We start from the raw sequence: 20957 nt of genomic DNA, 5'->3' as shown, positions 1-20957 counted from the left end.
AAACAACCCTATGATGGAAGAAATACCTGAGATAAGTTAGCCCGACCCCTTGGGATCAAATTGGTAAAACGGTTTATCATGCGTTCAAACATGTGTATCAAATTCCAAAACCAGCATACGAAAAAACCGGGAAGTATTCGCAGTACGTTCCCGGCATAAACATCTGGGTCCCAAATTTCTACAATCGATGAATTGAAAGTTAATGTTTAACCCAAACTCTACAAACTTATGAATTTTAATTCTAAGGCCACGCCTATGGCATGGCCTCAATTACGCAAATTTATATTGGCCATGAAGCTAACTGCCTTTATTATAATTGCGGCCCTTACCAATGTGAGTGCCAAAAGTTATAGCCAGATAGTTACTTTGCACCAAAAAAACACTACCGTTGAGAAAGTACTCCGCTCAATTGAAAAACAAACAGGCTATCATTTCATGTATGATAAGCAGGATGTATCAAAGGCCGGAGCAATCAACATTGAAGTTGCAAACGTATCTATAGAGAATGCGCTTGATCAATGCTTTAAAGATCAGCCGCTTACCTACAAAATTTTTGATCAAACCATTGTTGTTAAAAAGAAGGATGAGCCTGTTGTGTCGCAGGTAGCTGTTGCCCCAATTAAAGTAACGGGTACAGTAAGCGATGCCAAAGGCCCTATCCCTGGTGTTACGGTTAAGGTTAAAGGTACCAATGTTGGTGTACAAACTGACATTAATGGTAAATATACCGTCAACGCGCCTGATGCCAACGGAACACTGGTATTTACATTTATAGGATATACAACCCAAAATGTGCTTATTGGCGGCAGGAGCCAGATTGATGTTGTTTTGGCAGAAGAACCAAAAGCATTGAGCGAGGTGGTTGTAGTGGGTTATGGTACCGCTAAAAAGGTCGACCTCACCGGTTCGGTAGGTAGCGTAGGTGCAAAACAGTTGCAGGAGCGCCCGCAAACCAATCTTGAGCAGGAATTGTCTGGTAAAATTGCCGGCGTAAACGTATCAAGTAACTCAGGTGCACCAGGTGGCGCAACCAAAATCCGTATCCGTGGTTACAGCTCTATCAATACCAATACCGATCCGTTATATGTTGTGGATGGTGTGGTTTGGACAGAAGGTGGTAACGCCATTAACCCTAATGACATTGAAACTATCGACGTACTGAAAGACGCATCATCAACCGCTATTTATGGTACACGCGGCGCGAACGGTGTAATTTTGATCACTACCAAAAGGGGTAAAAAAGGCGGTACTATTTCATATGATGCGTATATGGCCGTAAACCATATGTTTAAGGAAATACCTGTGCTTAACTCAAAAGAGTTTATGCAGATAGAAGATGTTTCTTACGCTAATATCAAAAAATATGACCCTACCGGCTGGGCTGCAGGTGACTATACCGACCGTAACCCGGTAACGCAAAGAACAGCCCTTATCGGTAAACTGTTCGATCAAAATTTAAATCCATTATATGACGTTGACTGGCAAAAAGCTACAACCCGTACTTCGGTAAGCCAAAACCACAACGTTGCATTTACCGGCGGCGCCGAAAATGTAAACTATGGCTTGTTTCTGAACTATGCTGATGACGAAGGTATTATCCTTAATAGCTACCTGAAACGTTATAATGTGCGTTTAACGGTTGATAACCAGATAAAACCATGGGTAAAAGTTGGTGCTACATTAAACTACAACTACCAGGATGGCCGCAACCAGGATCAGGGTACAGGCGGTAACAACATCCCGCGTATGTTAATTGAGATGGTGCCTTTTATTCCTGTTAGATACCCTGACGGAACCTATGGTAAACGTACTGATTATCCTAACCTTGAAGGCGGTGATAACCCGGTAGCACAAGCTAACGAAATTCAATCTCTTACCCGCAACCGTATCTTCAGCGGTAATGGTTATTTAAATTTAAACCTATTGCCAGGGCTTGAATTCCGCAGCGTTTTGGGTGTAACTACATCTGCTAATTATAACCCGGCTTCTCAAAGCGGGCTTGTTGGCGGCCCTGTTGCAGGACAAAGCTATAGCTCGGCTTCGATAGAGGAGTTTAACAGGACGTTTTGGCAATGGCAAAACTATTTTACCTACAACAAAACCTTTAACAAGGTACATACTATAAACCTTGTTGCAGGTGCCGAACGTCAAAACTATCAGCAACTTCGTTTAAAAGGATCAACAGGTACATTGTCTGATGATTTTTATGAGTATTATAACTTATCTGCCGGTATTGTACCTAATAAACCAGAGTCTGATTATGATGCATGGCAAATGCAGTCGTTTTTTGCCAGATTGAACTATAACTACAACGAGAAATACCTGTTAACTTTAACGGGGCGCGAAGACGGCTCCTCACGCTTTGGTACTAACAAAAAGTACGGCTTTTTCCCTTCTGCTGCATTTGCATGGCGCGTATCTCAGGAAGATTTCTTAAAGGATAATAAAACTATATCAGATCTGAAATTGAGGCTGAGCTACGGGTTAACCGGTAATTCCGAAATTGGTGAATATCGCTCACTCGCAAATATTAATACAGTTGGCTACGCCTTTGGCGGCAACAGTGCGGTAGGTACTACGCAAACCTCGATAGGTAACGAGGATTTGCAATGGGAAAAAACTGCGGAGTATGATTTAGGCTTTTCATTGGGCTTGTTTAACAATCGTTTAAACATTGAAGCAGATGCTTATCTGAAAAAGACAAAAGCATTGCTTTTAAATGCACCGCTGCCAGAAACAAGCGGCTTTCAAACCGTATATAAAAATATAGGTAAGCTGCAAAACAAAGGTCTCGAGTTCACGATCAATGCTACTCCTATAAAAACACAGGATTTTACCTGGAATTCTACATTTAATATTTCTTTCCTGAAAAACAAGATCCTGCAGTTAGGTGCATCTAATGATGATATCTTCCTTGCTCCAACCTTCCTTTCGCAATTTAACCTGATGCGGGTTGGTCTTCCGGCCGGTAGTTTTTATGGTTACAAAGTGCTTGGAACCTGGGGAACTGCTGAGGCGACCGAAGCTGCTAAATATGGCTTGTTACCAGGCGACCTGAAAATACAGGATACCAATGGCGATGGCAAAGTTAGCGCTGACGATAAAGTGGTATTAGGTAAATCAATACCTGATGGTTATGGTACTTTCAGCAACAACTTCCGCTACAAAAACGTTGACCTGGGTGTTGATCTGCAATTTAATTACGGTAATCAGATCATGAACCTTACCCGCCACTCGGGCCAGGACCGCACTGGTCAGGCAAACAGCTATGCTACCGTACTTAACGCCTGGACACCGACTAACCAAAATACCAGCATTGCCGAAAGCAGGCCTGCTTATGTGCGTTATCAAACCGAAATTTATTCAACCAAAGTTGAAAGCGGTAATTTTATTCGCGGCAGGGCGGTAACACTTGGTTATACTTTTAATGACAATATTCTTAAAAAGTTAAAGTTAAGCCGTTTAAGGGTTTATGCGCAGGCACAAAACCTGTTCCTGATAACCAAATACACCGGTTATGATCCAGAGGTATCAACATACAATGCCTCAAGCAACTTTACACAGGGTATCCAGTTTTATGATTATCCAAAACCACGTACTTTCCTGTTAGGTGTTAATGTTAGTCTTTAATTAAAAAATGTTAAAACATCATATTATGAAATTTAACTTTAAAAAATACCGGGTAGGTGGTCTTTTACTTATCCTTGCTGCAGCTACAGGCAGTGGTTGCAAAAAATATCTTGATGAAAAAAATAGGAGCAACTTTGTTAAGGATAATTATTTTGTCAGCTCAAACCAGGCCCTAACCTTTGTAAACGGTTTGTATAACGTAATGTATTTTTTTCAAAATGGAGATGCTTATGGTGAAAGCCCTTTTATTACATTGGAGTTGTTTGCCGGCCATGCCACTTCGTTAGGACAGAGCGTAAACAATGGTAACGTAATCCATCAGCGTACAGATGCGGTTAATCCCGGTTTTGAAACAGTATGGTACAACTGCTACAAAGGTATCGCCAATGCAAATCTTGCCATTGAAAAGATCCCTGGCATATCACCTATGGATGATGGCTTAAAAAAGAAACTGATAGGTGAAGCTTACTTTTTCAGGGCATTTTATTACTACCACCTGGTGCGTTTATATGGCGATGTTCCGCTGATTACCGCGTCGCAAACAGTGAGCAGCCCTGATCTGTATCCTTCACGTACACCTGTGGCCGATGTTTATAAACAAATCATCAGCGATCTACAGGCAGCCGAAGCATCAGGCATGCCGAATACTGACGCTTCGGGGCGCGTTTCATTGGGGGCTGTTAAAACCTTATTGGCCAGCGTTTACTTAACAACAGCAGGCTTCCCGCTAAAACAAACCGAAAACTATGCTAAGGCAGCATCAGAAATTGAGCCTGTTTTAGGTTGGTACTCTTTGTTTTCTGACTATGCATTCTTGCATGATAATGCGCACAAAAATCAGCAGGAATTAATATTCCAGATCAATTACCTGGTGGGTACTCAAACTAATGCTATTCCTCAATTAACTATTCCGTTTAACCTGTTGGTTGGTGCATATGGAGATCACCTTGGCGCTATGATCCCTACCAATCAGTTTGTGGCAAGTTATGAGGCGGGCGACCTTCGCACACAGGAACGCCAGTTTTATTTCTCAAGCTATCCTCAATATGGTAACCCAGGCAACATCATTCAGTTTGGCGAACATGCGCTTTATAAGTACTTCCATGTTGAAAGTGCTGCTCAAAGCGGTCGAAGTGATGAGAACTGGACTTTATTGCGTTTGCCCGAAGCTCAGTTGATCTATGCAGAAGCAACTAACGAGGTAAGCGGGCCAACTGCTGAAGCTTATGCCGCGGTTAATGCTATCCGTGCACGTGCTAAACTTGCGCCGCTGAGTAATTTAACCAAAGATACCTTCCGCCAGGCAATCTGGAGGGAGCGCTACCATGAACTCGCTTATGAAAATAAGGCATACTTTGATATGCAGCGTACCCATATGGCCTACCTGCCGCAATCAAACACTTTTGCCGACCCTACCGCTTCGCAAACAGAGCAGGGCGTAACCTTTAAAACTCAATATTACCTGTGGCCTATACCACAGCGTGAAATCAGCACTAACAGTAAATTAACCCAAAATCCGGGTTGGTAATTGTATAATGCAAATAATACACTTAAAAGACTGGCTATATCAAGCCAGTCTTTTATATTTACGGCTTGGTAAAACGTTTCATCAAAAATCAAATATTTAAACAATGAAGAAAGCCCTGGTACTTATCACATCAGTGTTGTTGGCGTCCGGTACTTTTGCTCAGCAGGTAAATAAGGTTACCGATCCTGTTGAATACATCAATCCGTTGATGGGTACCGACTCGCACTACGACCTTTCAAATGGTAACACTTATCCCGCTATTGCCCTTCCCTGGGGGATGAATTTCTGGACACCGCAAACCGGTGTTATGGGCGACGGATGGGCGTATACTTACGATGCGCACAAGATCCGCGGTTTTAAACAAACCCACCAGCCATCACCATGGATGAACGACTACGGGCAGTTTGCCATTATGCCGGTTACCAAACATGCAGTAGTAGGCCAAAATAAAAGGGCAAGCTGGTTTTCACACAAAGCCGAAACTGCCAAACCATACTATTACAGTGTGTACCTGGCCGATCATGATGTAACTACCGAAATTACTCCAACTGAGCGTTCGGCACAGTTCAGGTTTACTTATCCTAAAACTGATAGCTCCTTTATCGTTATTGATGCACTGAACAAAGGCTCATACGTAAAGATCATGCCCGATCAAAAGAAGATTGTAGGCTATTCAACCAAATATGCGCGCGGCCCGCTTAAAAACTTTAAAAACTATTTTGTTATTTATGTGGATAAGCCAATCACCTATGCACATACTTTCAGCGATACTACGCAAGCTGATGGCCTGGAGCTAAAAGCTGAACATGCAAGCGCTCTGATAGGTTTTAAAACTACGCAAGGCGAAAAGGTTCATTTGCGCGTAGCTTCATCATTCATCAGCATTGAACAGGCCGAGTTGAACCTGGAGCGTGAGCAGGGTAAAGACAGCTTTGATGTAACTTGTCAAAAGGCAAAAGCTGTTTGGAACAAAACCCTAAACCACCTGCAGGTTGAAGGCGGCTCTGTTGATCAGATGCGTACCTTTTACTCATGCTTTTACCGCATGGTATTTTTCCCGAACAAATTGTATGAGATAGATAAGGATAACAAGATTGTACACTATAGCGCATCGACAGGTAAAGTATTCCCGGGTTATAAATTTGCCGGTACCGGCTTTTGGGATACCTTCCGGGCGCTATATCCCTTCCTGAACCTGGTTTATCCATCCATCAATAAAGAAATGCAGGAAGGCCTCATCAATGATTATAAAGAAGGTGGTTGGTTGCCTGAGTGGTCGAGCCCGGGGTATTCTGCGGTGATGATCGGTAATAATTCGGCTTCGGTGGTTTCTGAGGCTTATTTGAAAGGTTTACGCGGGTATGATATCAGTACTTTGTGGGAAGCTTTGGTGCACGGCGCAAATAATGCCGGTCCGCAGGCTACAGGCAGAGAGGGAGTTGAGTACTATAACAAATTGGGTTACGTGCCTTACGATGTTAAGATCAATGAAAACGCAGCCCGTACTTTAGAGTATGCATATGATGATTTTGCGATTTATAAATTAGGCAAGGCACTGGGCAAACCCGAATCAGAGATTGGCATTTATAAAAAACGTGCCATGAACTATAAAAACCTGTTCGATCCGGAAACAAAACTGATGCGTGGTAAAAACCAGGATGGTACTTTTGAAAAACCATTCAGCCCGTTTAAATGGGGTGATGCCTTCACCGAAGGTAATAGCTGGCATTACAGTTGGAGCGTTTTCCAGGATATGCAGGGCCTGATTGATTTAATGGGCGGACGTCAGAAATTTATTACCAAGCTGGATTCGGTATTTAGCATGCCACCGGTGTTTGACGATAGCTATTACGGCGAGACCATTCATGAGATCCGCGAAATGCAGATCATGAATATGGGGCAATACGCCCACGGCAACCAGCCTATTCAACATATGATTTACTTGTACAATTATGCAGGTGAACCATGGAAAACCCAGTTCCATGTGCGTGATGCTATGGCGAAGTTATACAAAGCTACTCCGGATGGTTATTGTGGCGATGAGGACAATGGCCAAACATCGGCATGGTATGTGTTCTCGGCTATGGGCTTTTACCCGGTAACTCCGGCCAGTGATCAGTATGTATTAGGTACACCGTTGTTCAAAAAGGTTACCCTTAACCTGGAGAATGGTAAAACCGTAGTGATCAATGCAGCTAACAACAGCCCGGCTGATAAATATATCAATAGTTTAACTGTTAACGGCAAACCATATGATTATACCTGGTTAAGCCACTCAGAGCTTAAAAAAGGCGCGGTGCTTAACTTTAATATGGCGCCTATGCCTAATAAAACAAGAGGTGTGAAGGTGAGCGATGTTCCGTATTCGTTGAGTACAGAGAAATAATAAATATTTCGTCATTGCGAGGAACGAAGCAATCCCAAACTATACAGAGGAATCTGCATAGCCGCTCTACTAATCGGGGATTGCTTCGTACCTTATAATGACGTGATCGTAAATAGCTGGTTATCAAGTAAGATTTTTCACGTCATCACGTTTTTTTTCAGGTTTCCCCTGATGGATACTCGCAATGACGTTTTAGATTTAAAACAGCAAAGGCGAGGTAAATCCTCGCATTGGTTGTTAAACGGCTACTGCCGCGGGCTTTCAGCCCGTGGTGAACTATGGTATCAGCTTTCAGCTGACGTAAAGCTAAATCCGAAATCGAAAATCCCAATTCCGAAATCAAGAATTAATGCCATTCCTCTCTGTAAACAAATTTAGGCATTTGCCAGTTGTATTTGATAGAAAGCAGACGCAGTGCCAGGCCAATACCACAAGCTATTACAATAGATATCCCGGCAGGAGCACCTAAATGTTCAATCCCTAAATAAAACGCCCCGGTAACAATGGACGCGCTGGCGTAAACCTCCTTACGGAACAGCAAAGGTACTTCATTACACAATACATCGCGCAGCACACCTCCCGCACACCCGGTTATCATACCGCTTAGTAAAATAATAAGCCAGGGCAGATCAATCTGCTCCGCTATCTGGCAACCTATAATAGTAAATACTACCAGGCCTAAAGCATCCAGGTACAGGAACAGCGTTTTCATTTTGGTCATGAGGCGGGCAATAATGGCGGCCATTATCGCTGCTACTGCAGTGATAACCAAATATTCGGGATGTTCGACCCAGCTCATGGGATAATGATTAAACAGTATGTTGCGAACAGTGCCGCCGCCTAATGCCGTAACCCAGGCTATGATACAAACACCAACCCAGTCCATATCACGCCTACCTGCAGAGAGTGCCGCCGTCATGGCTTCGGCAATAATAGCTATAATGTAAAGGATGTGAAGCATATAGGTAGTGTTAAAGGTTTATATAAGGCAATATATAAACAATAATTGAAACATCTACAGTTCCCCCTTTAGGGGGTTAGGGGGCATCCAGCCTCTCCCTTCCGTAAACCGGGCTACCAGCATGGCAGCGGCCGTATCGCCGGTTGCATTCAACAATGTGGCCATTGGGTCAACCAGCGTACCAATAATAATGGCAGGGGGGAGCGCTTCGGGTGGAAACCCATAGGCCGAAATAAATAGCAGTTCGCCTATGTAACCGCCATTGGGTATACCGCCTTCAACAAGGCTCACCAAAACTGTCATGGCAAGGGCAATGATAATAGTTTCGGCATTGTCAAAGCTTTTACCAAACAACGCAAACACTACAGCCATTTTTACGATAGATGAGATACTTGAACCATCTTTATGCAAAGTGCCGCCAAGCGGGATAGTAATATTTGCAATAGCATCAGAGATTCCCATTTTTTTAGCGGCATCCAAATTGGCCGGGATGGTAGCGATGCTGCTGCAAGTTCCTACTGCTGTAGCCGATGGGATAATATTATTTTTCCAGTATCGCTTAAACGCGCTAACACCACCTGCGATAAAAACATACAGACTGAATATTGCAAGGTAATAAAACGCACCAACGCCGTAATATAAAGCCATGGAACGCGCGTAACCGCCAAACAACTGCGGACCGAACACACCAACCTGGTAAGCAAAATAAGCGCCCAGGCCAATAGGGCCGATTTTCATGATAAGACTAAAGATATTCTTAAACACCTCGTTGCCGCTATGCAGAAAGCCGGCAAACGCTTTGCCTTTTTCGCCCGCATGCAGGGTAGCAAACCCGGTGATCACCGCAAAAATGATCATGGCCAGCATGCTTTTGCGCGATAACAGCTGGTAAAATTCGCTCGTGGTAAAGAGGCTGGTTAGCTGATCGCCAAAAGGTTTTTTAGTGATGGTTTCGGTAATTGGGCTGGCCACGAGGTGTTGATGGATTGGGAAGATCCAGATGGCGATAATAGTCACGATAGCAGCGACTATCACTGTTGATACAAACACCAGTGAAGTAACGCCCAGCAGTTTCCCCAGCCTTTGTGAGCTGTCTAATGCAGCAATAGCCGATGCTATGGCAAAGAAAACCAGCGGCACAACGGCAGTGAACAGCAGGTTCAGGAAAATATCACCGATGGGTTTGAGCACGGCTACTTTGTCGCCTAAAACAGCTCCGGCGATACTGCCAATGATAATGCCTGTTATTAATAGGATGATGCCTTTGTAGTTTTTAAACCAGCTGTTCATTGTGCTAAGATAATTAATTTGTGCAGCGCAGAGGCATGGTAATATGTCTTCGCGGTTTTGAATTTTGCTAATATCAGTATCTCTCAAATTAATATATTAGCGCCTATTATAAATACTGAATGCAAGTAGAACAAGCCGGGGACTTTATCCTCGACAAAATAAAGAAAGAACTCCCCGAACATTTTCATTATCATAATGCCGACCATGCAATTGACGTTTATACCGCCGCGAAGCAGATTGCAGCAGGCGAGGGGGTGAACGGGTGCGAGTTGGATTTATTACTTACGGCCGCTTACTATCATGATTCAGGTTTTTTGTTCGGCCAGGTGAATCACGAGGTTGGTTCCTGCAAAAACGCACGACTTTATTTGCCGAAATTTGGTTTTACCTATGATGAAATTGAGCAGGTTTGCGATATTATTATGGCAACCAAAATGCCGCAAAACCCTCACAATCATTTAGGCCAGATAATTTGTGATGCCGATTTGGATTATTTGGGCCGAAATGATTTTTTTATCCTCAGTAAAAGGTTATTTTCGGAACTTGTAATTACAGATCACCTTGAATCGGAATTGGAGTGGGACAGGCAGCAGGTGAAGTTCCTGCAAAGCCATCATTACTTCACCCAAATAGCACTCAGGCTCAGGGCTGAAGGTAAAAACGAGCATTTGAAAATTATCACAGCAAAAATTTAAATACTGCTATTAATGACACAACCGGGTTTAAAAATTGAAGAAATTTTAAAAGACGTAGTAACAGTAATTATCGGCATTTTATTCTGCGGGTTCGCCCTAAAAGGTTTTTTAGTACCTAACAGCTTCTTTGATGGAGGGGTAACCGGTATTTCTCTTCTTCTTCACGAGCTATATCATTTCAACATAGCTTATGTAATCATCATAGCCAACATCCCTTTTATTATCATGGGAATGTTCCAGGTTAATAAATCATTTGCACTAAAAACGCTTGCCTGCGTAATCGGACTTGGGCTGTGTTTGCAATTTATAGAATACCCGGTTATAACTCAGGATAAACTATTGGTGTCTATTTTTGGTGGTGTATTTATGGGCCTGGGCGTGGGGCTATCCATTCGTGGAGGGTGCGCGTTGGATGGTATCGAGATATTAGCTTTATATACCTTAAAACGGAGTAGTTTCACCATTAGCGAGATTATTTTAGGTATCAATATTATTATTTTCCTGATAGCGGCTGTTGAGTTGGGTTTACAAACAGCATTATATTCTATTTTAACTTATTACACTGCATCACGAACAATAACGTTTGTAATAGACGGATTAGAGGAGTATACGGCTGTAAATATCATTTCGGGCCAAAGTGAGATTATTAAAGAAAGACTTGTGATGGAACTCGGTCGGGGGATCACCATTTACAAAGGTGAACGTGGCTTTATGAAAGAAAGTTTTGATGTTCATCAACCGGTTGATATCATCTTTACGGTAGTAACCCGTTTGGAAGTACGCAGGTTAAAAAACCTCGTACATAGCATTGACCCAAAGGCATTCGTTTTTACAAGTAGTATTAAGGAAGCCGCAGGTGGGGTGTTGAAGAAGAAGGTAAGGGATCATTAATTGGAAGTTCTAAGTATTTAGTTTCAAGTTATAAGTCGCGTTTACCGCGAAAAACAGCAATGCCATCCCAAAAGGATGGCATTGCTGTTAAATAACAAAACTACATCGGGTTTAGCGGAGCGTAACCCGGAGTGGGCATTACTTAAGCTTCCGGCTTAAGCGCAAAAGATTAGAACACCAACAACGGCCGATTCTCGCCATGTGTTCGTTATCTATAGTTTAAGTGATGGGATGGATGAAGTTGGAAACTTCAATGATGCTACACGGGTTACGCTATGCTAAACCCGCGGTAGTTATTTTTATTAATCAATCACCTCGTAAATCTCAACAGGCTTTAATTTATTCTTCAAACTTACTTCGCCAATTTTAGTAAGGGCGAAAGAGCCTTTTGCCTGCTCATAAACATCGGCGCTTACAATGATCTGGTTGGCTTGTGCCACGGTTTGGAGGCGCTGGGCCAGGTTAACCGCATCGCCAATTACTGTATAATCGAGCCGCTTTAATGTGGCCGAACCAATATTGCCTGAGATCATCTCGCCCGAATTGATACCGATAGAAACAGAAGGCTTGAAAGTTTTATCACCCGCCTGGATTTCATCGGCCTCGTGCATTTTATCGCGAACAGCGAGGGCTGCGTCAATAGCGCGGTCAAGGTGATATTCACCGCGGAAAACGGCCATTACGGCATCACCCATAAACTTATCAATATGACCGTTTTGGGCAATGATCTCCTGTACCATTACATCAAAGTACTTATTGATCATACCTACAACCGTATTGGCGGCAACATGCTCGGTTATGGCGGTAAAGCCGCAGATATCAATAAATAGCACAGTTGCCTCGATAGTTTCATTACTCAAAAGGCTGTTCTCAAACTCCTTATGGGTCATGAAGTTAAGTACATTTTCATCCACATACATCCGCAGGATATTGTTCTCCTTAATGGCCTGCATGGTTTTCTTAAGTTCGATAACGTGTTGTAAAGTTTTCTCAATGGTAATATCGAGATCTTCAAAGTTTACGGGCTTGCAAACAAAATCAAATGCGCCGCGGTTCATGGCCGTGCGGATATTATCCATATCGCTATATGCAGAAACCATCACTGCTTTTAATATAGGATTAGCATCGGGCAGTTTGGTAAGCAGGGTTAGTCCATCCATTTCAGGCATATTGATGTCGCTTAAAACTACATCAATATCGGGGTGGGAGGCCAGTTGAGTTAACGCTTCAAAACCATTTTGGGCAAATACAAATTCATACACGCCTTCCCGTATCTTTTTCCTGAATTTTTGCCTGATCAGTAATTCCAGGTCCTGCTCGTCATCTACTACCAGTATCTTGGCCATTATTGTTCTAAGTGTTTAAGTTTGTCTTTCAAATTATTAAAATCAAGTGGTTTGGTTAAAAAGTCGTCGGCTCCAAGTTCCATTGATTGTTTATAGTTTTCATCATCGCCGTAAGCGGTAATCATCATCACTACCGGCGGTGGTTTTTCGTAATGCTGCCTGATGTTGCGCAATAGTTCAAGTCCGCTCATACCCGGCATATTGATATCAGATAAAATTAGTATGACCTGTGAGTGGTGGTCTTCCAAAAAATGAAGGGCCTCTTCACCTGATAGTGCGAAGTTGAACTCTATCCCGCCGCTTTTGATCTCTTTCCGGAAACGTTGTAAAAACAAGGGTTGAACATCGGCCTCGTCGTCAACAACAAGTATTTTCATAGTACTTCAAAGTTAAATTTTTGTGTGGTTTTATTTTGGTTAAACGCAAAAATTACGGGCGTTTAACTTTGAGCAATATTGCCAACAGGTATGCAAATTACAAACCGCGCAAATTCGCCTTCGGCCGTTTCAACCTTAAGTTCGCCGCCATGCCCTTTGGTAATAATATCATAACTCATAGAAAGGCCGAGCCCGGTGCCCTGCCCGGTAGGCTTGGTGGTAAAAAAGGGCTGGTAAATTTTATCCAGAACCTTTTGAGGGATGCCCGTACCATTATCTTCCACCGTAATTTGCACCATATTAACACCCGATGGCGATTTTACCCTTTTGGTATTAACTGTTACGGTTGGTTCGTATCCTTCTCCCAAAACCCGTTTCTTTTCGGTTACTGAGTAAAACGAATTGTTAAACAGGTTAAGCAGTACGCGGCCCAAATCCTGCGGAATAGCTTCTATTTTACCCAGGTCGGGGTCGAAGCCGGTTTTCATGCCGGCATTAAATGATTTATCCTTGGCACGCAGGCCATGATAGCTCAGGCGGAGGTATTCATCTGCCAGCGCATTGATATCTGTGGGCTCCTTTTTACCCGTTGTAGCACGTGAATGCTGCAGCATCCCTTTGACAATGGCATCAGCACGCTTGCCGTGCTGGTTTATTTTACTTAGGTTTTGGGTAATGTCGTTAATAATATCGCCGGCATCTTCCTTTACGTCGTCGGGCAGTTTATCAAGTACCTCGTCCTTTAGCTCCTCAAGCAGTTCGATACTTACTTCGCTAAAATTGTTTACAAAGTTCAGCGGGTTCTGAATTTCATGGGCAATACCGGCTGTGAGTTCACCCAGTGAGGCCATTTTTTCCGATTGGATAAGCTGTGCCTGAGTGCTTTTAAGTTCGGATAATGCCTGTTGCAATTCTTCTGTTTGGCGGGTAAGTTCGGCTGTGCGCTCACGAACTTCGCTTTCAAGGTTTACCTTCATGGCTGCCATCATGCGGTTCTGCTCCTGCTCGGCAAAACGTTGTTTCCGTTCATTTTCAAGGGCCTTGGTTTGTTTGCGACTGATAAGCCAAAGCGAAAATGCCCAGATAAGCGAGAACATTACCAGGCTTTGTATCAGGTTATCGTGGTTTTCGTAAAAATTAGGGAACCATTTTTCTAATACATCTTGTATCAAGCCGGCAATTGCATAAGGGATCAATGCGAAGGCAAGTTGTTTGCCCGATTTCAAATCTTCGATATAATAGGGTGATATGACAACCCCTAAAAAGAACAGATGTGATATTATCGTGGTCAGCCTTTCTCCATGATCAAAACTTACACCGAATATGAAGATTGCTATAGCAATATAATAGCCTATGTTAAGGTATTTGTTCCACTTGGTTAGCAGCCCGTCATTCTTCAGGTGCCTCCTGAATTGAGTGATCACAAATACGGCAAGGAAAGGTTCTAAACTCATGAAGGTTGTTTTACTTCTTTTATAAATGCGAAGCCGAAATTTAACAATTTTATAGAGATTATTAAACTATGCCTGTAATTTATCAAGAGTAACAGATTAAACAATCTATTTTAATTGCTTTGGTGTTTTATCCCGCATTTATAAAGCAACCTTAAAGCTGTATAAAACGTAGTTAATAATGAAACCAGTGATGAACCTGGTTTTAATTGTTTTATCATCCTCTTGAAGCAAGTTTTAAAAAGTATTCTGCTCATCCTTAGTCAATCTGAAAAGCGGAGGCTTGCCAGGTTAATCATTGTGGACATTATTGTCGCCCTTTTGGATGTTGCTTTTTTAGCAATGCTGTTGCTAATGGTTAATTTTTATACACAGCAAGGCACAAGGACTAACTATAATTTTTTATCGGCCAGTTTTGTCGATAATAAATCGCTGTGGCTTATCGGGATCTTCCTTGTGCTTTTCGCGATAAAAAATTGCATCGGGTTCTTTGCCCAAAACGCGCAGCATCATTTTTTTTACCAGGTAGCTTCGAGGTTATCCGAACGTAATATCCGAAAATACCTTGATGCAGGTTTTGATCAGTTCATTCACATCGATTCATCAGTACATACCCGGCGAATCAGCCAGCAGCCGATTGAATTTAGTCATTACATCCTCACCAATTTTCAGCAAATAATATCTCAAACTGTATTGATCCTTTTTACTATTGGGGCTATTATGTTCTATCACCCGGCCTTGTTTGTTTTGTTGTTTGTGTTGCTGCTGCCGCCTGTCGCGGCTTTGGGTTGGTTCATTAAAACCAGGCTAAAATTTATCAGGGGGCAGATCAAAACCGTGAGTGAAAAAACGCTTCAGCACTTAAATGAATCATTATCTGGCTATGTAGAAAGCAATATCTATCAGAAAAACGATTTCTTCAGCCGCCGTTTTTTCAGCTATCAACAGCAGCTTAACCATAATATAGCGTCGCAGCAAACCTGGCAAAACCTGCCATCGCGTTTGATGGAGGTATTTGCCGTTCTGGGTTTTTTTATTCTCATTGCTGTAAATAAATTAATGGGCGATACTACCGTGATTAGCATCCTTACTATAGGCATTTTTGTAGCGGCAGCATATAAGATCATCCCTGGTATTGTAAAGATCCTGAACAGCAGCGGGCAAATGAAGACCTATGAATTTATCCTGGCCGACCTCATCGTTGAACAAAATAATAAACTACAGGTTAAGGAAGTTGTTGGCGAACAGATTTGGTCATTGAAATTTGAAAAAGTAAGTTTCAGTTACCCGAACAAAACTGTTTTGGATGAACTTTACTTTGAGATTGCTCCCGGTGATATTGTGGGCATTTCGGGGAACTCTGGGAGGGGGAAAACTACCATCATTAACCTGTTAACCGGTTTTTTGGAGCCGGCCAAAGGGGGCATTTATATCAACAATAAAATTGCTGCCGCGCCAATGCGCCGGCTTTATTGTAAAAACATCTCCCTGGTTAAACAACAACCGTTTTTTATATATGATACTATCCTAAAGAACATCATACTTGATGATAAAATCGCCGATGAGCAAAAGTTGACCAGTGTACTGGAGTTTTGCGGCTTAGATAAGCTGGTTGCGGAGTATCCCGAAGGTACTGCTAAAGTCATTACCGAAAACGGTAAAAACATCAGCGGCGGTCAGCGCCAAAGGATCATGCTGGCCCGGGCGCTTTATCATAATCATGATCTGTTAATTTTAGATGAGCCTTTCAGGGAAATGGATGCGGATGCGGAAAATGAATTGTTAACCAAATTGCAGCAACTGGCCCGGCAGGGAAAAATGATCATCCTGATCACCCATAACAAGGACAGCCTGGCTATTTGTAATAAAGTGATCTCGCCCAATGGATAACTGTAAAAAAGCATTGCTCATCCTGAGCCCAGGTTTCCCCGAAAGCGAAGCCGATACTACCTGTTTACCGCCTCAACAGGTTTTTGTACGGGCATTAAAAGCCGAAAATCCGGAATTGCATATCATTGTGCTAAGTTTTCAATATCCTTTTTTCGCGGCCGAGTATGATTGGCATGGTATACGGGTAATCAGTTTTGGAGGAAGAAGCCGTGGTAAATTACTCAGACTGAATACCTGGCTAAAAGTATGGCGAGCTTTAGGGCTTTTAAACAAGCAATACCAAATATTGGGCTTGTTAAGCTTTTGGCTTGGCGAATGTGCCTTCGTTGGTCATTATTTTGCCCGGATAAAAAATATTAAGCACCGTTGCTGGATGCTGGGGCAGGATGCAAAAGGCGGGAACAAATATGCTAAGTGGATAAAGCCAAAAGGAGATGAGCTGATAGCGCTGTCGGATTTTATTGTACGTGAGTTCACCAAAAATTACCAGGTAAAACCACTGAATGTTATCCCGGTGGGAATAGATACTTCATTATTTGCTGATTTATCTGCCGGAAAAGACATTCATATTTCAGGGGTAGGGTCGCTTATTCCCTTGAAACGGTTTCACCTGTTTATTGAAGCTGTTGCCATGCTGAAGCAATATTACCCGGATATAAAAACGGTGATATGCGGCGATGGCCCGGAAAAGGAAAAATTATTAAAACAGATCAAATCAAAGCAACTTGAAAATAACATAACCCTTGCAGGCGAACTGCCGCATCATGAAGTGCTTAAAATGATGCAGCGCTCAAGAGTGTTATTTCACCCTTCGGAATATGAAGGCTTCGGCGCTGTTTGCCTTGAAGCCCTGTATGCGGGAGCTGAAGTAGTGAGTTTTGTTAAACCGATGGATAATAGTATTACCAACTGGTATATTGTAAATGATATGGAAGAAGCCGGGCAAACTATCCGTTGGGTTTTGGATAAACCGGATTCGGGGACGAAAAATGTATTGGTTTATGAGATCAGGGATAATGTAAGGAAGATGATGGAGGTGTTTGAACAGTAGATTGGATTTGCGACTGCTAAAGGCAAGCAGTGCTTAAAGACTTTGCACTATCCCCTCAACCCTCTCGGCAATAGCCTCAAACGATAAGTTTTGCTTGTAATATTCAATGGATAATCTCCGCTTTTTTGCAACATTCATTTGTGTAGTTTGCAGGAGCGCAGCAAGCAATGCAGCTTCATTTCCCGGTTCATACAATACGCCGCATTCCCCATTGTTAGTGATCATCCTGAACGAAAGGATGTCTGTAACCAACGGCACGCATCCGCATGACATGGCCTCGCAAATAGCGGTACCGCTACCTTCATAATGTGAGCCAGAGAGAATGAAGTCGGCACTGTTGTACCAGTATAATAAATCGGCGTGAGGAACTTTACCAATTAATTCAATAGCTTCTATAATTGGTGATGAGTTTAATAAGTCGTTGATCTTCGGCAGTAACTCTTCGGTATGGTAGATCATAAAGAGCTTTGCCCCGGGCGAACTTTCGGCGAATTTCAAAAAGGCTCTCACTACATTTAACGGATCTTTATTTTCGTTTAAACGGCCTACCCATAAAAACACCGGGTTGCCTTTTGCACCCGTTTGGGAGGTGGCTTCCAGACGGTCTATAAGGTAAAAAACCGAAGAAACTTCCATTACCTCATGTATTTTACCAGGCGATTTGAGGTTGCCGGCGGCAATCCATTCCATACCCATATCATGCGATGCAAACAAGTTGGCGTCAACCAACCTGTCGGCTGCCCGCTGAAGTAGTTTTTTTAAACCGGTGAAAGGTTTTTCAGCATGATTTTGCACAATGATCTTTACTTTGCGGCCAAGCACAAGGCGTAGCTGGATAACTTGCAAGGGGAAATGCAAACCATGTACTATTACCACATCGGGTTTAAGGCTTTTAATATACAAATGCAAAGCCCACGGAAAATATTTGAGCGCCGCTTTTGGGTATCTTCTGAAATGGTAGTTAACCCCGTTTTGTGTCAGTTCACCTTCGTAATTGATTTGTTCAATGCTGATCACCTCGTTGCTTCTGGCCAGGGCTTCTAATATGCCGGTATACATATTAATGCGCTTTAGCCAGGCCTGTGGCTGGTTAAACTCTTTGGTGTACACATAACTGGCTAAAACGTATCTCATTTAAAAAGTATCAATGGTGGCAAAAGCAAATGCTATTTTTATTTAGCGGTATCAAGGTCTTTATCCAAGCCCAAAACGTGGCATCCACCACCGCTTAAATAAATCGCTTTGAGTTTCGATTTTGACCATATTTTTTTGATGATATTCATGCGGCAGGCAGGGCTGAGTAGGGCATAGGAAAACCGGCATCCGGCTTGTATCGTTTTATTTCGGCTATCAAACCGGGTATATCGCCCATCACGTATTTGAAATGATTGCCGGTAAAGACCTTACTGTAATTTTGTGTAATGATATCCGTAAGCTGGTGATAAAGCGATTCATCGAACAGCAAAATCACGCCCTTATGCATCACCAGTAAAATATCATTGGGTGTTATATCATAAAAAGCCTGCAAACCAACTTTGCCTTTTGCTTTAGCTATTACAATATCGGCATCAAATCCGCTGGTAATGCTGCCACCATTCAGTTTCCAGGTTTGGGCAGGGGATGAGGTAAGAGAGCTGTACAATTCATCATCATTAAGCATTTGGGTTTTACGCGCAAGGCGAATGTGATGCCAGATGTCCCAATGCCCGGTAAGCGTACTATCAGTGCCAAATAAAATCGTTGTTTTGCTTCTCAGCTCATCAATGGCCGCTGTTTTATTAAGCAGGAAGTAGTTTGATTCGGGACACCAAACCAAGGCTTCGAAATGTTTGGCTTGTTGAGGATCCATAGCTATTCCATGAATCCCGATGAGTTTACGCTTAAGGATATTCCATTTAATTAGTTCATCTATTTCGGTATGGGCGGTATCGTTTGTGCCCTCACCTGTATGGATAACGGCCGGTATATTTATTTTAAGCGGGTTATTGAGCCGTTTCTTCCAGCTTTTTTCAAAGCGGACAGAATGGATACTCTGGCAATTATCAAATATGGTGATGAGAGGATCATTTATGGTAGCTTTTTCGCCATGGTTTACTACTGTAGTAATGCCGCAAAGCAGGTTTTTATAAACACCCCAGCGCTCGCGCAGGGCAATAGGGATTTTTAGCACAGATGCAATCTCATCAGCGTAAACGCGGTGAATGTGTTTTCCCCATTCGGTATAACTTTCATAGGTTTTATTGCCAAGCTGCGGAAAAAGATTGAAATCAAGATGGTCATGCGAGTTGATCAGGCCCGGAAAGGCAATGGCATCCACAAAGGTCAGCTGTTCGCGGTCATCAGTATGTGAAGGGGAAACCTGTTTTATTTTACCCTCACTTATACTTATGCTCACCACGGCATCATTTCCCGGTATCATCACATTATTCAGTACCATCAGTTCTCCTCAAGTGCAACCCGTAAATAATGGGGAAGCCTTTATACTTATCATAAACATGAAGCGCGTTTTTATTGGCATAATAATGCTTCATGGTTTCATCTATTTTAATTTCTTCTTCGGCAATTAGCTTAAAGCCGCTGTTCAGCAACAGATCTTTAATGGTATTTACGGGGTGCACATAGTTTTCGACCGCTATAAAACTGCTGCCATGTTTAAATGTCCGCTTGCCGCCGTTTGCAAGTGTCTGCGGATGGAAATCGGTAATGATGATGTCGCCGGTTGGTTTCAGGATGCGCATCCAGGCCTGCAGGGCAGTTTCAATATTTTTGATGTGCGCAACGGTAAGGGTTGAAACTATGGTGTCAAAACTCCCCGATGGCATGTCACCGAACAGGTCGTCGGTAATGCGGTAAATATTTGCCGATGGAAACTTTTGCTGTAAACGGGCCAGCATCCCGCCCGATGTGTCAAAGCCTGTTAAGGCCTGTGGATTTAAGGCAAATAATTTTTCCCAATGCCTGCCGGTACCGCAGCCAATATCGGCCACGTTTTTACCGGTGATGCTTGTGCTGTTCACTAATCGCAGAAATAAGATCTCATCCAGGTCAAGCATCAGGTTGCCGGGCTGCTTATCATAGTTTTCGGCCCAGATGTTATAGGCATCAACCGAGTTTTTTTCCAGGATGTTGGGCGGAAAAAAACGTTGCTTAATATAATTCTTTACAGTTTGGATCACAGTTCCGAGGGGTATTTAATTAAACCTTATATCAGCAAATACGGCTGTTAAATAACAATGGTTGCCAGCTATTTTATTTATAGAGGCAGGCAACCTGTGTGAAAGCCAGGGCGTATTTATTATTGTGAAAGCGATAGTGTAGAAGCTCAGATTAATTGTTGAATGGGCAATCCCCCTCATTTGTGATTGGGTATGGCAGTGGGTTTTTTTTGTGGGCAGACTTTGTAATGGCAGGGGTGCTTTACAGGCTGCTTAAACTAAAAGATAAACCCATTGCCGGGGGGA

At 42.8% G+C, this 20957-nt stretch carries 15 protein-coding genes; 7 read left to right on the top strand and 8 right to left on the bottom strand.

Features of this window, described 5'->3' with window-relative positions; all coding sequences use genetic code 11:
- Window positions 1-228 precede the first annotated feature (228 nt).
- From ACP26M_RS11360 to ACP26M_RS11350, 3 genes are all read left to right on the top strand, one after another.
- A complete protein-coding gene (locus tag ACP26M_RS11360) occupies window positions 229-3630 on the top strand; it encodes a TonB-dependent receptor (RefSeq protein ID WP_426588924.1) in 3402 nt (1133 codons plus the stop codon).
- Between the two features lie 25 nt (window positions 3631-3655).
- A complete protein-coding gene (locus ACP26M_RS11355) occupies window positions 3656-5158 on the top strand; it encodes a RagB/SusD family nutrient uptake outer membrane protein (protein ID WP_426588922.1) in 1503 nt (500 codons plus the stop codon).
- 103 nt (window positions 5159-5261) lie between these two features.
- Window positions 5262-7544, top strand: a complete 2283-nt coding sequence (locus tag ACP26M_RS11350; RefSeq protein WP_426588920.1) for a GH92 family glycosyl hydrolase — start codon at window positions 5262-5264, stop codon at window positions 7542-7544.
- Window positions 7545-7890: 346 nt separating this feature from the next.
- Here the strand turns inward: ACP26M_RS11350 and ACP26M_RS11345 are convergent, their stop codons facing one another.
- Together ACP26M_RS11345 and ACP26M_RS11340 are read right to left on the bottom strand one after the other, a co-directional pair.
- Entirely contained in the window at window positions 7891-8505 is a 615-nt protein-coding gene (locus tag ACP26M_RS11345) for a trimeric intracellular cation channel family protein (RefSeq protein ID WP_426588918.1), read from the bottom strand.
- Between the two features lie 54 nt (window positions 8506-8559).
- On the bottom strand, window positions 8560-9795 hold the full coding sequence (locus tag ACP26M_RS11340; protein WP_426588916.1) for a dicarboxylate/amino acid:cation symporter: 1236 nt from the start codon (window positions 9793-9795) through the stop codon (window positions 8560-8562).
- Window positions 9796-9914: 119 nt separating this feature from the next.
- Between ACP26M_RS11340 and ACP26M_RS11335 the strand changes: the two genes are divergently transcribed.
- A complete protein-coding gene (locus ACP26M_RS11335; RefSeq protein ID WP_426588914.1) occupies window positions 9915-10490 on the top strand; it encodes an HD domain-containing protein in 576 nt (191 codons plus the stop codon).
- A gap of 12 nt (window positions 10491-10502) precedes the next feature.
- Window positions 10503-11381, top strand: coding sequence for a YitT family protein (locus ACP26M_RS11330; protein WP_274989141.1), 879 nt, complete (start codon window positions 10503-10505; stop codon window positions 11379-11381).
- 302 nt (window positions 11382-11683) lie between these two features.
- Here ACP26M_RS11330 and ACP26M_RS11325 read toward each other — a convergent pair whose 3' ends face one another.
- The 3 genes from ACP26M_RS11325 to ACP26M_RS11315 form a co-directional block, all read right to left on the bottom strand.
- Window positions 11684-12727 carry an adenylate/guanylate cyclase domain-containing protein gene (locus tag ACP26M_RS11325; protein WP_175489916.1) on the bottom strand — a complete coding sequence of 348 codons (1044 nt, stop codon included), beginning with the start codon at window positions 12725-12727 and terminating at the stop codon, window positions 11684-11686.
- Window positions 12727-13104, bottom strand: coding sequence for a response regulator (locus ACP26M_RS11320; protein WP_426588911.1), 378 nt, complete (start codon window positions 13102-13104; stop codon window positions 12727-12729). Before ACP26M_RS11320 ends, ACP26M_RS11325 begins: the two co-directional genes overlap by 1 nt.
- 62 nt (window positions 13105-13166) lie before the next feature.
- Window positions 13167-14558 (bottom strand): sensor histidine kinase, encoded by a 1392-nt coding sequence (locus ACP26M_RS11315; protein WP_426588909.1) that lies wholly within the window; start codon window positions 14556-14558, stop codon window positions 13167-13169.
- Window positions 14559-14855: 297 nt separating this feature from the next.
- Here ACP26M_RS11315 and ACP26M_RS11310 point away from each other — a divergent pair, with 297 nt between their 5' ends.
- Window positions 14856-16445, top strand: a complete 1590-nt coding sequence (locus tag ACP26M_RS11310; RefSeq protein ID WP_426588907.1) for an ATP-binding cassette domain-containing protein — start codon at window positions 14856-14858, stop codon at window positions 16443-16445.
- On the top strand, window positions 16438-17496 hold the full coding sequence (locus tag ACP26M_RS11305) for a glycosyltransferase (protein ID WP_426588905.1): 1059 nt from the start codon (window positions 16438-16440) through the stop codon (window positions 17494-17496). The genes ACP26M_RS11310 and ACP26M_RS11305 overlap by 8 nt, the downstream gene beginning before the upstream one ends.
- Window positions 17497-17529: 33 nt before the next feature.
- Here the strand turns inward: ACP26M_RS11305 and ACP26M_RS11300 are convergent, their stop codons facing one another.
- The 3 genes from ACP26M_RS11300 to ACP26M_RS11290 form a co-directional block, all read right to left on the bottom strand.
- Window positions 17530-18630: a glycosyltransferase family 4 protein gene (locus tag ACP26M_RS11300; RefSeq protein WP_426588903.1), complete on the bottom strand. Its 1101-nt coding sequence runs from the start codon at window positions 18628-18630 to the stop codon at window positions 17530-17532.
- 145 nt (window positions 18631-18775) lie between these two features.
- A complete protein-coding gene (locus tag ACP26M_RS11295) occupies window positions 18776-19933 on the bottom strand; it encodes an amidohydrolase family protein (RefSeq protein WP_426588901.1) in 1158 nt (385 codons plus the stop codon).
- Entirely contained in the window at window positions 19920-20672 is a 753-nt protein-coding gene (locus ACP26M_RS11290; RefSeq protein WP_426588899.1) for a class I SAM-dependent methyltransferase, read from the bottom strand. The genes ACP26M_RS11295 and ACP26M_RS11290 overlap by 14 nt, the downstream gene beginning before the upstream one ends.
- Window positions 20673-20957 lie beyond the last annotated feature (285 nt).

Source organism: Mucilaginibacter sp. R-33 (assembly GCF_049949235.1).
In the GTDB taxonomy this organism is placed as follows: domain Bacteria; phylum Bacteroidota; class Bacteroidia; order Sphingobacteriales; family Sphingobacteriaceae; genus Mucilaginibacter.
The sequence above is the reverse complement of the archived record's forward strand: the minus strand, read 5'-3'. Positions and strand labels throughout refer to the sequence as shown.